The organism is Bacteroides congonensis, assembly GCF_900130125.1.
Lineage (GTDB): Bacteria > Bacteroidota > Bacteroidia > Bacteroidales > Bacteroidaceae > Bacteroides > Bacteroides congonensis.
On record NZ_FQXY01000008.1, the window covers coordinates 373022 to 389032 of the forward strand.

Here is a 16011-nt window from a genome sequence, read left to right on the forward strand (position 1 = left end):
TTCCTGATTTAAAAAGTTATGTTTTATCCTTTTACTGAAAACAGATAGTCTCCGGAACCCACTTTGATTTTTATTCTATTTTGTTCGACTCCTAAAAAAACAATATCCTCAACCGAACTCAGGCAAATTCCATAATCCATAACATTTTCAATTTTTGCAGTAGGCAAGACTATTACCGCTTCACTATTTGCCGGAATAGAAACTTTCAACTCAAAATCTTCTTGCTTTTTCTTCCATTCACTACATATTCGGCCGTAGGGCGACTCATAAGAAGCCGATGCTGTAGTTATATCTCCAACGACATGAGGATCAATTAGTATTGTTTTATATGCCAATGATTGTTCTGTCTGACGTATTCCTCCTATGCCACCATATAACCACTCCATCAAATGTCCTAACATAAAATGATTGTTGGACACAAAACCAAATGCTTGCCATGATTCGGTAAGTGCTGTTGCTCCATGTGCCAACTGCCAACCATATCCAGGCACATTGTATTTACAATTCATCTTATAAATCAACTCTGACAAACCGTTTGTTTCTAAAGCTTGCAATACATATCTATATCCGATATCACCCGCAGTTAACGAATAATTCCGTTTTTCTATATCGCAAATCAGATTGTTAATGATTGATTGTTTATATGTTTCATCTGTTAATCCCATAAATAGTACTATCGAATTTGCAGTCTGACTATTACGGTCATAAGTTTTAGTGGAAGAATTGAAAAACCTGCGGTTGAATGATTCTTTAATTTCAACTGCCAATCTTCCATACTTTTCCACGTCATCCGGTTGAGCCAGCAAACGTGCGATTTTTTGCATAATAGTAGCGTTATAGTAATAAGTTGCAGTTGCGGTTAAACCATTTGAAGTCAGCTGGGAATTTCCAGGAACATCCGGACCTATGTCAAACCAATCCCCCAATCCATATGCTATGATATTGTCGTTTGCGCGGGAAGCTAAGTAATCCATGTATCTTTTCATCATAGGATAATAGTTTGTCAGTGCCCTATCATCGCCATACCATAAATATGCGTACCAGGAAGATATTATAAAAGCACTTCCCCATTCCGGCGTATCTTCAAAGCCTTCTTTAAATCTTACATATTCGGGCGCAATGGATGGAATCACTCCTTGCTCGGTCTGTGACAGATACATATCCCTTATAATCTTATTATACATCCTCGACATGTTATAGCGATACTGCAACGAATACTGCATTAAGTAAGTCTGTTCTACCCATCCTAATTTTTCTCTGTGAGGACAATCTGTCAATACACTGGCCATATTGCTACGCATAGCCCAGTCAATGAGGTTGTGTATCTTATTGAACAGGGGATTGGAACAAAAGAAAGTTCCGGATTGAGGAGCAGACAAACTTGTATGTAACCCTGTAAGTTCAATTATCTCAGGAAGATTCTTCGGATTTTTTTCTCCTGTCGGAACAGCCCCCTTTACTTCCACATAGCGAAATCCATAATAGGTAAACTGCGGTTGCCAGGTTTCGATAGTATCGTTTCCTCGAAGCTTATAATGATAACAAAACGGATACCCGGAAGCTGACTGATTGGCAGTGTTGTTCTTGTTTAGCAATTCGGCCGGAACAAGGCAAAGACTCTGATTCCTTTTTCCTGAAACGCGGAGACGAACTATTCCGGAGAAGTTCTGTCCCAAATCATACACCCAGTTGCCTTTACTGTTTTTATAACATCTGACTACAGGTATTTCTTTTTTTATCTTTAACGGCTCTATTTGCTGGGAAACCATTTTAGGATGATAATCCACTTCAAGAGCATCTTTCCAATTTTTGTCATCAAAACCGGCATTCATCCATCCGACTTCTTGTTTGGTAGCATCATAGTCTTCACCGCCATATATGCTGGAGAATGTAATAGGGCTTTCGGTCACTTTCCAAGAGTTATCCGAAACGATTTCCTGCGATGTACCGTTATCATATAGTACTTTCAGTATTAATTTCAGTTTGGGAGCACCGTATGAAACTAATAATTTGAAATAACGTTCTTGTGGTACATTGTAGAAACCATTTCCAAGCATAACTCCAAGAACATTATCTTGTTTATTCAACAGTTCTGTTACATCAAATGAAACATAGAAGACCTCCTTGTCATACAAAGTCCATCCTGCATCTAAAAAATGGTCGCCCACTTTAGAGCCATTTATAAACAAATCAAAATGTCCTACTCCTGAAATATAAACAAAAGCTTTTTGTATACCTTCCTTTATTTGAAACTCCTTTCGGAATTGGGGCATTTTATACATACCTGTTTTAGAAGTTGGCAAAGCATCTTTATCTTGATAATGAATACCCTTTATTTTTGCTCCGTCTGCTTCCATTGCTATCCAACGGGAAGTACCCCAATCGCTTTCATTCAGTAGTCCTGTTGTAAAAGTATGCATTTGACTCCATGCAGACTCTTTCCCTTTATCATTCCAGACTTTTACTCTCCAATAATAGGTTGTAGAAGATAGTAATTTTTTCCCTTTAAACTGATTGAAAATCGAATTGTCTGAGAATACTTTACCACTATCCCATATATTGCAATCATCGTTTTCCAATTTGGCAGGAGAGTCTGCAACACAGATATGATAAGCACTTTGTTTAAAATTTCGTTCTTGTGCATGTATCTTCCAACTGAAGTACGGCTCGTTGGTTTCTACTCCAATAGGATTTTCTGCCTGCTCTGTCATGAGTCCATATACTGAAAATGAGGGAGCTGCCGACATACTTGCAGTAATAAACCAAACGAATATAAAAACTATTTTCTGTATTTTCTTTTTCATTTTATCGCAATCGATATATCGGTAAATCTCTTTTTCGCAGTTACAATATCATTATCGTCTACCCTATCACGATAGATAGGGCAGACAATGGATTTACAGGTATACAAGTTCTTCAATTCATATCTCAAAAAATTGCTTGTTACTCAACTGTGACGTTAGTAACATAGTTGTTTTTGTGTATGAGATTTGATGTTCCGGTTATTTTCGTACCATTGACATAATAATCTTTAATATATATATTGGATACCTTGTGCTCTTCATCATATCCAGACAAGTCGACTCCGGTGCAGCCGGAACCTATGTGACGAATATTTTGAAAACTTACGTTATCTATACTTCCCCGGATATTATCTTGAGACCATTGGGTGCCGGTAATTCCTAAACAAAATGATTTTCCCCACCAGCCTGTATCCACAGGTTCGTCTTTTAACATGGCATTTTCTTTTATCGCTTCTTCAATGGAGATATTTTTAAAATGAACATTTTCAATGTGCCCCCTATCACCATTCTGCATGTCCAATGCAACCATTGTAAAGTGAGGAATATAACAATTCGAAATATTGACATTGCGAATAACATCCACTACAGTTTCGGCTCCAAATTCAATAATTTTTCCCCAGTCATTCCAAAGCACACAATTATCCACTGTTATATTTTCGATAACTTTTTGCTTATCATAACAAGCCTTCTGTCCTTTAATTGCAATACAGTCATCAAACGCTCTGACAAAAGAATTCTTAATTGTTACATCGCTACTGTTGACAATATCTATCCCATCAGCATTATATCGCCAAAAGCCTACCAACTTGACATTGTCGAAAGTGATTCCATTACAATAATAGGGAACCACCGCCCAATGAGCCGGATCTTTCACAACAATACCTTCAATATGAGCATTCGATACTCCCTTCAAGGAAATGGAATGTCCCGAATTCATGTGGCTTGAGTCGAGAATACCTTTCCCCACAATTTTTATATTAGACGTGTTCTCACTTTCAATAGCTCCGTAGACTATTGCTCCTTCGTCAATATATACCATTTCATTACTTCTCATTGTAATAAGGCCGACTTCATGGGTACCGGGACCAAAATAACGCGCATCAGCACTTCTTTCGACTGTCAATTTTTTCGGATTGGCAAACAGATGCAAGGCTTCATGGTAGTCGCCAAATTCGACGACGAACTGGCAAGGACCTGATAATGTAAATTCAATAGTATTTTCTTTCACTACGGGAACAATGCCAAACTCTGTAGGACGTATTGTACATTCTTTCACATTTTTCGGTGAAGTAATTTTCACCACGGCATTCTTTTTATAATCGAAATAGGCAAAATGGGCGATTTCCGTTTGAGAAACAGGTCGTTGAAACCCTTCCCATACCATATTCTGAGGATATTTAGAAACTCGTGCCTGATGAACCGTTACCGGGGTTCCATCCACTTCTATTTTCCATTCTCCTGAAGGCTTATCAATCGCCTCATCATTTGTTTTACTATGACAACTTGTAAAATGAAAACTGCAACTTACAATAAGTATATACTTAAAAAAAAGATTTATTGTTCTCAACATGATTATTAAAAAATTATTGTTTTTAACGTGATTATTAAAGATTTATTGGGATGCCGGAAACTGTATTCCTGAGCTTCCGGTACTCTATTCATTCTTTCAATTATTTATATCCCGGATTTTCCACTAAATTAGGATTGTTACCTGTACGTCCTAACGTGATTGGGAAATAATATTGATGTTCGGAGAATTTAGGTCTATTATCTCCATCTATATTATACAACACTTCCAGTTTATATTGAGGCGGATTCGTACCATAAACCTGTATATAACGCAATCCGGAATTGCTTTTCGACAATACATCTGTAGCTATCCTCCAACGTCTCACATCCCAATAGCGATGCCCTTCGAAAGCCAGCTCTACTTTTCGTTCATGACGTATTTTCTCGCGGTCGATGGTTTCCAATTCTTTGATACCGGCACGTCTTCTCAGTTCATTAATAGCACTCAGTGCGTCTGATTCATTCAGTTCAAAAGCTGCTTCAGCCAGGTTCAACAATATCTCTCCATATCTGAAAACGATATAATCGGTACTTGAAAAACCGGGAGGGCCTTGAAGGGTATTGCTACTTTCATCCAAATATTTCATTACACCAAAACCAGTTCCAAAACTGTTATCTACACTTTGTGTACCCAGTGCTAACACACCCTCGTGTGATCCTGAGGTCAAAATCTGTCCATTCGGCAAAAGCAATCCATTATGGTAATCGACTTTTGCTCCCTTCCAGTCGGTATTTTGTGTATAAATGGTGGCAAAAAAGCGTGGGTCTTTATCTCCCCAAAGTTCTTCCGTAGTCCACGTTTTACTCATGATTTGTTGTTTGTTCAACGTACCGGGGGTTCCGTCTGTGTATTCGAATTCCTCTGCCATTTCAAGGTAAGGGGCGTCTTTGTTCCCTGCATTCCATGCGTGTGGTTTCGGGCATTGGGCAAAATCATACCCCCAACAGTTACCACCACTATACTGGCCGGTATCTATAGATGTCGGCGAGCTATTATGCTTTTTGGCAAAAATCACCTCATTGTTGTCTTTTACAAGAAATATATTCTTGAAATTTACAACCTTATCAGCATCCGAATTGTATAAAGAGAATTTCTTTTTTATCTCTTTTGAAGCTTTGTATGACTGGCGATAATAGCCCTCTGCTTCCGATGCCGGTATTCCCAACAAGCCATCCAATTGCACAGTACCGAATTGCGCAATACTTCCGGCATATAAAGCCGCGCGGCTTATCAGTGCCAATGCCACATATTTAGTGGGACGTCCTGATTTTGAATCTGCCACATCGGGCAAATGACCCTTTTCAACGACGTCTGTCATTTCAGAGAGTATGAAATCATATACCGCCTTCTCTGAAGTACGTTTAGCATACAATTCTTCCTCCGGGTCATCCAACTTCTGAGGGACTGTAATCAATGGAACCGCACCATATCGTTTGACCATTGCAAAATAATTGAATGCTCTCAAAAAACGTGCTTCCGCCATCCGCTGATCTTTTAAATTTTCATCAATCGGGGATGAAGGTAGCCGTTGCAGGAATTCATTCAATTTACGGATAATGACATAAGCATGGTCCCACCATTCTAACAGACCGCCTCCTATACTCAATCCGCCGGCTTTATAAATGGCCGCATCACCTGTGTTATATCCCCAGTTTACCTTGGCTTCATCGGCTATTTCATTAATCCAGTGCATTCCCATTCCGGCTTCGCTTTGCCAAAAGCTATTAAAGTGTTCGGAAAAATAGGTAGGCGTTTCGTTGACGAATACGGAAGTCTGATAATAGCATTCCGAAAGATAACTTTCTATCAATACGGGATCACTCCAGACTGTTTTGTCTGAAATTATATCCAACGGTTCCTTGTCGAGCACATCCAAACAAGATGTCATTGTTGTGAGTGTTGCTGCAAACAACCCTAACAGTAGATTTCTTTTATATTTTTTCATTGCATTCTACTTTTATTGTTCTAAAATGAAACATTTAATCCAAGACTGATGGTACGTTGTTGCGGATAATAGCAACCGACGTTCGGTGCTTCGGGGTCAATTCCATATTTGCCAAGTTTGTTGAATGTCAACAGGTTTGTTCCCGACAAATAGACTCTTACGTTACTTAACTTGCACTTTTCTATAAGATATTTTGGTAAATTATATCCTAAAGATGCTACCTTCAAACGAAGATAACCCGCCTTCTTGTAAAGGAAATCAGAGGCCCAATTATTACTTGCAGCTCCTCCTAAACGGTAGAACAAAGCATTAGGATTGTTTTCAGCCGAAGTCCATCTTTCCTCATAGAGTAAAGTGGAAAACATATCGCTTGTTACATGCTGGTTATAACCGAAAGCTCCTTGGAAAAGTGCACTCAAATCAAATCCTTTATAGGCTAATGCTATATTGATTCCATACATCCAATGCGGAGTCTTCCCTTTTCCTATTTCAGTCTGGTCTTTCCAGTTGATAATGTTATCACCATTCAAGTCTTTATACTTCACATCTCCCGGTCGGAGGGTAGCATTACCGCCCAAATCTTGATAATGTGGTGCTTCCATGATTTCTTCCTGGCTGGTAAATAGTCCTTCGGAGATATATCCATAATCGCAATCTGTCCATTTTCCGCTTTTCAAGTAAATTCTTGCTTGATCGGGGTCGGTTATATTGGCTTCTTCAACATATTTCCATTTCGCACGCGACCAAGAAATGTTTCCGCTTATATCATAAACGAGATCATTCCACCGTCCGGAGGTTCCTAATTTTATCTCAAACCCTCTATCGGTTAGGCTATTCAAATTTTCTGGCGGCAGAGCAGCACCGAAGGTGGACGGTAAAGAGCCGATCCGATCGGCCGGAATACCCGTACGTTCGCGATAGAACACATCCATTTCTCCATATAAGTTCCGGTTAAAGAATGAAAAATCAATACCGACATTGCTTATTTCCACTTTTTCCCATGTCAAGTTAGGATTGGCAAGCCCTGTAGGAGTAATACCTTGCACCGCGTCATTACCAAACAAATAGGAATGCCCGTAATTATAACCCGACAAATATTGGAAATTTCCTACACCGTCATTTCCCGACTGACCATAGCTAAGACGCAACTTCAGATTATCGATAAACTTGATATCAGACATGAATTTTTCCTTGGAAACCACCCAACCTAAAGAGACGCTGGGAAAATATCCCCATCGTTTCTCGGGGGGGAATTTGGCAGAAGCATCAGCGCGAAGAATAGCCTCCAGCAAGTACTTATCCATATAACTGTAATTGATTCTTCCGACAACGCTCATTCTCCCCATTTCCGAAGCATATCCGTTATTGGTCATACCTTCTGCGCTTCCGGCAAACATTTGGTCAATGGCTGTACTCATGAAGTTTTTTCTTCCTGCAAGTAAGGTATTGCTTGAATAATCAATGCATTCCAACAAAGCCATTGCCGACACATGATGGTCTTTGAAATAATTGTCGTAATTAAAAGAATATTGCTGGGTAAACGTGGCATCCCGCAACACCGATTGGTTTAAAGAAGCTTTGCTGCCACCGAATGTTCCTGCCAATGTGTACGTTTCACTGGTAGGATCATATGTGTAAAGAGTCACCGGTTTGGAAAATGTTTTGTTAAATACACCAAGCTTTCTGTAACTTTCAAATAATTTGAACGATAACCCTTTCACAAATTTGAACTTGTATTCCAACGAAGCAGAAGCACGCAAATCCTCATTTCTGGTATCTGAGTATCCGGTCAGATCTCTATTTGAGCTGACATGTAAACCTCCTGTACCTGCTCCATTCGCATAAGATATTTTGCTCGGATCGGGCAGAGTGGCGGGATAATAAGGTAATGTATTCCAATAATCCTGCCAGATGTTGGACGTCCCCGGAGACATGTCGCGTGTTGGGAAATTACGATCTTCCTGACTGTATCCGATGTTTACTTGCAGGGTCAGATTATCCAATATTTTAGCATCGATATTGGATTGGTAATTGAATCGCTCATATTTACCCCCATTTTTCTTAATCATCGTCTGTTGATTCAGATAGCCGACGAACCCGTAATATTTAATCTTGTCACTACCACCACGAATTGATACATTATGCTGTTGTTCGGGTGCCCAATCTCTCATTATCACTTTATACCAGTCAGTATTGGGAAAGAGAGGGTCTGTACCTTCATAATATTTCCGTACGGCTTCTTCCGTAAAAGGAGCGTCAGCTTCAGGCTTTCCGGACTGAAGGTGTTTTTCTCTTTCCATTTCAGCTCTTTGTCCGGCATTGGCAGGCTTCAACATGTTCGTTGCGCCCTGCCAGGTAAACGTACTGTTGACCGTGATTGTCGGCTTCTGATTGATACCCCTCTTTGTGGTAACCAATATTACACCATTACCGGCCCTGGCACCATAAATTGAGGCTGCTCCATCTTTTAGTATAGATACGGACTCTATCTGATTGGTATCAATATTATCAAGAGATGCTTCAACGCCGTCGACAATGACCAACGCATTGCCAAATCCACGAATGTTTAATGCAGCAGAATTAGCACCAGGCTGACCGCTGGATTGGGTAGCAATCAATCCGGGCAATCGTCCTGCCAATGAGTTGGAAACCGTAGCTATAGGAGCTATTGTCAAGTCTTCCGACTTTACGCTGGATATAGAACCAGTCAGAGTACCTTTCTTTTGGGTTCCGTAGCCCACAACCACCACTTCATTCAGCAATGCATTGTCCGATTGCATTTTAACATTCAATACTTGTTGATTACCTGCTTGTAAGAGCTGTTTTTTATATCCGATGTATGAAAACTGTAATTTTGTATCGTTATATACCTCTATTGAAAAACTTCCATCTATTCCTGTAACGATTCCTCTATTTTCTCCTTGGGCCATAATACTGACTCCTACCAAAGGTTCGTTGGTATCTTCGTCTAATACCCATCCTGTCAATGTACGTTTTTTCCGTTTCTTGTTATCCTTCGAAGATTGTTGTGTTTCCTCTTTTTTGAGGGAAATCTGCCTGTCTTTTATCTCATACCGTACATCTGTACCTTCAAATAATTGGTTCAAGATGACAGTGATAGGTTTATCCTTTACAGACAAACTGACATTACGTTTCGTATCAATCGCTTTATTATAGTAGAAAAAAATGAATTCGCTATTCTTTTCTATATAGTCAAGCACTTCTTTAACTGTTTTGTTCTGTATTTCCACTGTTAGTGTTTTCTCCTGAGCATATCTGTCCGCATTTACTGCGTAAGAATGCAAAGAAAGAAAACAAAAACTAAAAAGAAATAATATGCGAGTAACTCTCGTTCCCGCAGAAAATATACTACCAGTATTTTTCATATATTAGCAACGAATTTTATAAAATTAAATAATTGAATGTTGTTTAATTTTGGGGCTGAATGATAATTGCAGTATCATTCAGCCTTTTCTCAAGGACTTTTATTTCTCATAAAATTATATATTGAAGGGATAGCAATACTATTTCTGATAGGATCCCGGGATCAAATGACCTTCAGCAGGAAAGGCTTTAATGCTTTCCAACCAGCCTAAGAACTCTTTGCCTAAACTCTGTTCTATTTTGGCGGGACGAGAATCCGGATCAAACTCATTAATGACACTCTTCACGGCACTCAAAGTTGTTGGAGTAAAGCCAAGGGCGGCAATATTTTCATCCCATTCACTAATCTCTTTCTGTTCGTTATAATTGAATCCCAATTTGTGTCCATTAGTGTCCCATTCCGTACAGCCGTATAGGTCGGTATTTGAAGGAATGAACCCGCTGTTATTCGGAGCAATACCTCCAAACAGGTTATAACCTTTGGAAGTCAGGCGACATTTATCAGGATCGCTTACATTTACAATAGGATAGTCAACGACACCACCAGTAATAATGATATTGTTCATCAAGCATGATTGTTGGGAAGGAGTCGATTCGCAACGCAAGCGAAGTCCATCACACCCCTCTATCATCGTATTGTTGACAAGCAGCATTGCAGCGGCTCCATTTATAGAACCTTCACTACCCCAATTTGCGATTAAGAACGTGTTGTTCATACACAAATTTCCGGCAGACATTTGAATGGCATAACCATATTCTCTACCTGTATTAAAATTGATGCGGCTACCGTTGATGAAAAGAACCACATCATTGTTTTTTGAACGGATAGTTCCCAGCGAACCACCATCACCTGTGGCATTATCTCTCACCAATACATCATTCAACTTGACGATACCATGATCAATGAAAATGGCAGAACCACCCGCACCCTCCGTTTCAGTTCTGTGATTCCGGCACTTTCTGATGCTACAATGGTTCAATTGCAAAGTTGCCTCCGCGTGTGCTACATAAAAACCGCTACCGTAGCTATTGTCTGAATTGTTAGCATGAAAACCTTGAGAAAAGGTAAAGCCATCGAATGTAACGTCTGTATAAGCGCCTAATGTGAACAATGAATAATCGCCGTCATCAGCTTCACCATTTCCATTCACATCTCCTGTAAAGATGGTCGGATTGGCTATGTCGCGCTTGTCCAAATTCGTTCCGGTACTTGCCGGATCGTATCCACCCCAGAATTTGATTACAACTTGCTTCTCAAGTCCTTTGTATGCAATCGTCACACCTTCGGGTTTGTCTCCAATAAGATAGGTACCTTGTGCGACGTGGAAAGTCATATTTTCGACATCTCCGGTTGCTTCCGCACTACTATTCAGCAGGTCGCGCAATTCTGCTGTGCCCATTGCGTTGTCCCAGTCTTCACCGGAACCCGATCCCGCTTTCTCTTGCTTGACAAAGTAGGCTTTCGACGGTACTTCCGGAATGTCGGGAACATCCGGAACATCGGGAACATCCGGAACGTTGGGCTCGTCCGGTGGAAGCACCTCTTTTGTGTCATCGTCTGAACATGCGTTTCCCATCAAAATAGCTAAAGAAAAAAAAGCAATCTTTGAAATCGCTAAAAGTCTGTTTTTAATCATGATATTTTTCATATATCAGTAATAAATTTTATAAAGTTAATAATTGAATGTTGTTTAATCTTTTGGTTGAATGATAATTGCAGTATCATCCAACCTTTTTTTAAGGACTTTTGTTTCTCATAAAATTATACATTAAAGGGTTAACTATAAATGATCCATACCTATTCTTTTCTTACAAATATTCTCCCTTCTATTTCTTCGCAATATATAGGAGCAGAAAAAGAAATAGTATGTAAAACGTCTTCTAATTTTTCTTTCAAATCCAGTTTTCCGGAAACTTGCAGCTCTGCCACGCCGGATTCCAAGATAAATTCTTTGCCGTAATACAAATTTAATTTTCTAAATACCTTATCCAAAGGTTCATCTACATACATCAGCATATTCTTCACCCAGCATACATATGGCTCAACATCTACATTGCGGGGAGAATGCAACCGTCCCGTTTCTATATCAACCAGTTGCCCTGGAGCAAGTATCACTTGTTCTTTCTGCTGATTCTTTACATTCACGCTTCCCTCAACCAACACGACAGATGAAACGCCCTCCGACGGATATGCAGAGACATTAAAAGATGTCCCCAAGACCTGTATCTGAAAATCTTTAGTCCGGACGATGAAAGGAGCATTCTCATTACGAAACACGTCAAGATAGACTTCTCCTTCTACATAAATCTCACGGCGATTTTTTTCAAAATGACCGGGATAAACGACGCGTGTCCCTGAATTTGCCCATAAACGTGTTCCGTCTGCCAAGGTCAATCGGGTTCTTTTTCCTTTCGGTATTATCAATTGATTGAACTCTCTTTCTTTCTCCTGTGTTTCTCGCTGAGTAATTGTATCAGAATTGACTACCACCGTTCCATTTTGCGAATAGATGATATTTGCATCTGTTTCTTTCACTTCTACTTCCTTCTTGCCTGGTATCAGTAATCGAATATCCTTGTTGGTTGCTTCTTCGGCTTGTGCATATTGGGCAAAATCAACAATTGAATCATCATCCGCATAATAAGCAATGAATTGTTTGCCTAACCAGAACATGCAGAAGAAGATAACCGCAGCCGATAAAGCCATGGTGACATACAGGATACGGCGTCGTGAGTTCTTTCTTTTCTCTATGAATACTTGTTCTTCTACACGTTTCCACAAGTCGTCCAGTTCTTCAGGAGTGACATGTCTCTCCTGTTCTCTGGCGTGCTCGATCAATTTTCGTGCAACATGGTGGCGTATTTTAAACTTTCTTTTCTCCATTTTTCATCGTCTTTATCTTTAAAACGATGATAATGCAAATGTCTACTCACTTTTTCCGAAAAAAAATAGAGTATTTATAAAAAAAGAGTAATATAGTCAGGAAAAGAATAAAATAATAAATAGTAAATACTCATCCAAAGTCATTTTTGACCGTAAATTGGTTAATGCACGAGAAACCAAATTCATGGAAGACTGGGGATTTATGTTCAAGACAGCTGCCATTTCTTTATAGGACAATCCTTTGACATAACGAAGATAGATTGCCACCCGCTGGTTCTCAGGCAGACTTTTGTAGGCGTTTACCAATTTTTTGCTTAATTGAAGTTCTTCATCATTACCATTAAAAAGGGATTCTAAAGCAGCATCTTCTATTTTCAGTTCAAAGAAATGCTCATTCAAATCTTCCGTCAGTCTCAATGATGACAATTTATCAGATATAACATTTTTCAAAGAAGTTAAAAGATAAGAACGTACATACTCCGTCGATGATAATCGCTTACTTGTACAAAGTTTCACAAAAACATCCTGAATGCAATCCTTTACGAATTCTGCGTCTGAAGTATATTTCAGACCAAAGTTAAGTAATAATTCGTAATGTTTCTTATACAATAAAGACATAGCTTTCATATCGCCCTTCAATACAAGGTTCCATAAAGCCACATCTTTCATATTTTGATATAAGGTATATTGCATCAGAAAAGCAGAAGATATTGTGTTTATAAATTAGTAATTCGTTGCAAATATAATTAAATCTTCAAGAAAAAAAATAATTTCCTCTCCATCTGTTACTATCAATATGCATTTTGCTATTTATCAAGTTACAAATTGATAGGGACAGGATAGTTTAACCTTCGAAAATAAAGGATACTTACGATGTACCTCTTTTAGCTTATTTCAAATACTAATATCTAAACTGTATTGGTGGTTGTTCGTCATAACTCAAAGAACGGGTATCTGCTGATGTGTATTCCTTTACCCCGGGAATAAGAGGGCTGTAAGATAATACGTGGCGGATACGTTTGCGTTGCTGGAATGTAAATTGGTCTGAATAACAAAAAGCATAGTCCATGATATTGTGAGAAATAAAGGTGTCGCCCTCACAGTTCGTTCTTGTACACAATTCATCGAATGAATACTTGTTCAAATCGTCTATGTCGTTAACCCATTCTGTATATTCAGTAATGTTGTAAGTAGGGGTGTCGGTGCAATAATCGGTATCTTTACACAAATCAGTATTATCTCCATCTTCGGAAAAGGCATGATGTAATCCAAGATAGTGTCCTAGTTCATGTGCAAGAGTATTGTAGACATCAGTCGTATAGTAGGAACTATTGTCACCGTTTACATAAATATAGTTGCTATTGATAGACACACAATGAGGGTATTCTACCTCATGGCTTAAGAAATAATTTCCATTGTTTAAACCATCTAACGGATATGATGATAAACAGTAAGGTAAATGTGCAATTCCTAAAATGTTGTTTTCGCTAAATGGATATACAAAAATATTGATATATACTTTAGGATTCCAGAGCATTTCCGCATATTTCTTAGCTTGGTTTTTATCTTTTCCATCCATAAATTGTTCGCAAGACATCGGAACTTCATCCCATTCTATTCGTTCAACTCCTGCTTCTTCCAAAGTTGTTCCGTCCGGCTTTTCTGTAGCCATGACAAATTCAAGATTCATATCTTGGCTGATGTTATATTTTGAATTTTGATATATCTTGTTCTTATATGTCAAGTTACAAGCGTTAATGATTTGGGCGAGACGGCCTTTGTCTACATATTGCTTTCTATCATTGCGGTTTTTATAAAGTACATGGAATATAACGGGCAATTTATAATGATGTTCATTGGCTGTACTTGTAGAAGGGGATTGAGTTATTTTTATAGTCTTGTTCGTTTTCTTTGCCATGATGGTGACTGTCGCATTCCTTTCCTCTGACGTATTGTTGGCATGTATAGTCAAGACGAGTTCTCCATCATTACTACCATTTTGTAAATTTGGAATACACCAATTTTGGTTACTGCTTGTTCTCCAAGTAGAACTGCATGTGATGGATACTTTTATGGTAGCTCCTTCCGGACTGACATCATCAAATGTAGATTGGGAAATTTCTAAAGTTGCTGAATCAGAGTTTGAATCACTACAGCCTATTAATATCCATAATAACGGAAGCAGGAAAATTAATCTTGTTTTCATAAATGAGAGAGTTTTTTATATAAAACATTGGCTTCAAAGATAATGTTTTAATCAGTCAGTCAATTATTTATTTCAATAAATATTCCACTTCTTTAAACATATAACCTCTTTTTATCTGTCTCTCATCTTCTAAAATCAATCTTCCTTCGGGCTCTACATATACAATCCGTGCAAGAAATTCACCGTTGGCATCTTTGTATCGATGCATCCCTTCCTTTCTGAAAAGTGACTTTTCATAGTGGGTGACAATTGATGAAGTATCATTCTTTTTAAGTTGGTAATAATAAGACTGAACGCGCAGCATAATATTCTTCAATACTTCAAAAATATCATATTGTTTACCTGTAATTTGGTACAATGAAACAGGATTGGGAGCAGGGCTGTGAAACTCTTCCTGATTGATATTGATTCCGATTCCCGCAATACTCCGGCTGATATTCCGCCCCATCAAATCATTCTCTATCAATATGCCACATATTTTCTTCTCTTTCCAGTAAATATCATTCGGCCATTTGATAGAAACATCATCGGTATATGTATCCAATTCTTCTTTGATAGCTAAAGACACAATTTGGGAAATAAGAAACTGGCGGCGTGCTTCCAGAAACTCAGGAAAAAGCACAAAGCTGAAAAGGAGATTTTTGTGCGGTTCCGATTCCCATGAATTTCCACGCTGTCCCCGTCCGGAGGTTTGGTAGTCGGCAGCTACGGTTGTAAACTCTTCTGTTTTTTCTTTGGCACAAAAGGTTTGTAAATAGCTATTGGTAGAATTTGTTTCGCTGATATGAATCAATGGAACCGGAAATAAATCAGGGGAGAGCATCATATTCTGCACGTAATTTTTTAGTAAATTTCTTGATTACTTCATCGTAAGAGTGGTCTATGAGTTCTTTCATAAGCCTGTCATCTACATCACTGTCAAAGTGGACGCTATTCCAATACTTCTTGTTGAAATGGTATGCTCCTTCGATTCCGGAATAACGTTCGCGTAGTTCAATCGCTTTTTCCGGATCACATTTCAATGCAATGTGGTTTGCTTCTTCCAGATCAATAAGGGCAAACATTTTGTTCATTACCTTTATTACAAGTGATACCTCGTCAAAAGGAAAAGATTCAGTGGTTCCTTTCTTGCTCAAGCAATATTCTCTGACTGTTTCTACGTTCATAATAACTCAATTATAAATAAATCTGTGTACTTTGCACTCCTTAGCCTGAACT

At 38.7% G+C, this 16011-nt stretch carries 10 protein-coding genes; all 10 read right to left on the bottom strand.

Annotation, left to right across the window (positions count from 1 at the left end; translation table 11 throughout):
• Nucleotides 1–23: 23 nt before the first annotated feature.
• The 10 genes from BQ7997_RS04890 to BQ7997_RS04935 all read right to left on the bottom strand — a co-directional run bounded on the left by BQ7997_RS04890 (nt 24) and on the right by BQ7997_RS04935 (nt 15959).
• Nucleotides 24–2804: an alpha-L-rhamnosidase gene (locus tag BQ7997_RS04890; RefSeq protein WP_073344099.1), complete on the bottom strand. Its 2781-nt coding sequence runs from the start codon at nt 2802–2804 to the stop codon at nt 24–26.
• Nucleotides 2805–2943: 139 nt separating this feature from the next.
• The gene (locus tag BQ7997_RS04895) at nt 2944–4374 is read right to left on the bottom strand and encodes a glycosyl hydrolase family 28 protein (RefSeq protein WP_073344102.1); all 1431 of its coding nucleotides are present in this window, start codon (nt 4372–4374) and stop codon (nt 2944–2946) included.
• 100 nt (nt 4375–4474) lie between these two features.
• The gene (locus tag BQ7997_RS04900; RefSeq protein ID WP_073344105.1) at nt 4475–6319 is read right to left on the bottom strand and encodes a RagB/SusD family nutrient uptake outer membrane protein; all 1845 of its coding nucleotides are present in this window, start codon (nt 6317–6319) and stop codon (nt 4475–4477) included.
• 20 nt (nt 6320–6339) lie between these two features.
• Entirely contained in the window at nt 6340–9570 is a 3231-nt protein-coding gene (locus BQ7997_RS04905) for a TonB-dependent receptor (protein WP_235817258.1), read from the bottom strand.
• A gap of 273 nt (nt 9571–9843) precedes the next feature.
• The gene (locus BQ7997_RS04910) at nt 9844–11340 is read right to left on the bottom strand and encodes a hypothetical protein (RefSeq protein WP_073344112.1); all 1497 of its coding nucleotides are present in this window, start codon (nt 11338–11340) and stop codon (nt 9844–9846) included.
• Nucleotides 11341–11501: 161 nt separating this feature from the next.
• Nucleotides 11502–12587, bottom strand: a complete 1086-nt coding sequence (locus tag BQ7997_RS04915) for a FecR family protein (RefSeq protein ID WP_073344115.1) — start codon at nt 12585–12587, stop codon at nt 11502–11504.
• Nucleotides 12588–12683: 96 nt separating this feature from the next.
• Entirely contained in the window at nt 12684–13256 is a 573-nt protein-coding gene (locus tag BQ7997_RS04920; protein WP_083589190.1) for an RNA polymerase sigma factor, read from the bottom strand.
• Nucleotides 13257–13488: 232 nt separating this feature from the next.
• The gene (locus tag BQ7997_RS04925; protein WP_073344122.1) at nt 13489–14793 is read right to left on the bottom strand and encodes a zinc-dependent metalloproteinase lipoprotein; all 1305 of its coding nucleotides are present in this window, start codon (nt 14791–14793) and stop codon (nt 13489–13491) included.
• Between the two features lie 67 nt (nt 14794–14860).
• Nucleotides 14861–15619: a biotin--[acetyl-CoA-carboxylase] ligase gene (locus BQ7997_RS04930; RefSeq protein WP_073344125.1), complete on the bottom strand. Its 759-nt coding sequence runs from the start codon at nt 15617–15619 to the stop codon at nt 14861–14863.
• Nucleotides 15603–15959, bottom strand: coding sequence for an MmcQ/YjbR family DNA-binding protein (locus BQ7997_RS04935; protein ID WP_022140346.1), 357 nt, complete (start codon nt 15957–15959; stop codon nt 15603–15605). Before BQ7997_RS04935 ends, BQ7997_RS04930 begins: the two co-directional genes overlap by 17 nt.
• Nucleotides 15960–16011 lie beyond the last annotated feature (52 nt).

Bases quoted from the DNA above. Each gene is read 5' to 3' on its own strand.
- BQ7997_RS04890 (WP_073344099.1), bottom strand. From the start codon at position 2,804: ATGAAAAAGAAAATACAGAAAATAGTTTTTATATTCGTTTGGTTTATT.
- BQ7997_RS04895 (WP_073344102.1), bottom strand. From the start codon at position 4,374: ATGTTGAGAACAATAAATCTTTTTTTTAAGTATATACTTATTGTAAGT.
- BQ7997_RS04900 (WP_073344105.1), bottom strand. From the start codon at position 6,319: ATGAAAAAATATAAAAGAAATCTACTGTTAGGGTTGTTTGCAGCAACA.
- BQ7997_RS04910 (WP_073344112.1), bottom strand. From the start codon at position 11,340: ATGATTAAAAACAGACTTTTAGCGATTTCAAAGATTGCTTTTTTTTCT.
- BQ7997_RS04915 (WP_073344115.1), bottom strand. From the start codon at position 12,587: ATGGAGAAAAGAAAGTTTAAAATACGCCACCATGTTGCACGAAAATTG.
- BQ7997_RS04920 (WP_083589190.1), bottom strand. From the start codon at position 13,256: ATGAAAGATGTGGCTTTATGGAACCTTGTATTGAAGGGCGATATGAAA.
- BQ7997_RS04925 (WP_073344122.1), bottom strand. From the start codon at position 14,793: ATGAAAACAAGATTAATTTTCCTGCTTCCGTTATTATGGATATTAATA.
- BQ7997_RS04930 (WP_073344125.1), bottom strand. From the start codon at position 15,619: ATGATGCTCTCCCCTGATTTATTTCCGGTTCCATTGATTCATATCAGC.
- BQ7997_RS04935 (WP_022140346.1), bottom strand. From the start codon at position 15,959: ATGAACGTAGAAACAGTCAGAGAATATTGCTTGAGCAAGAAAGGAACC.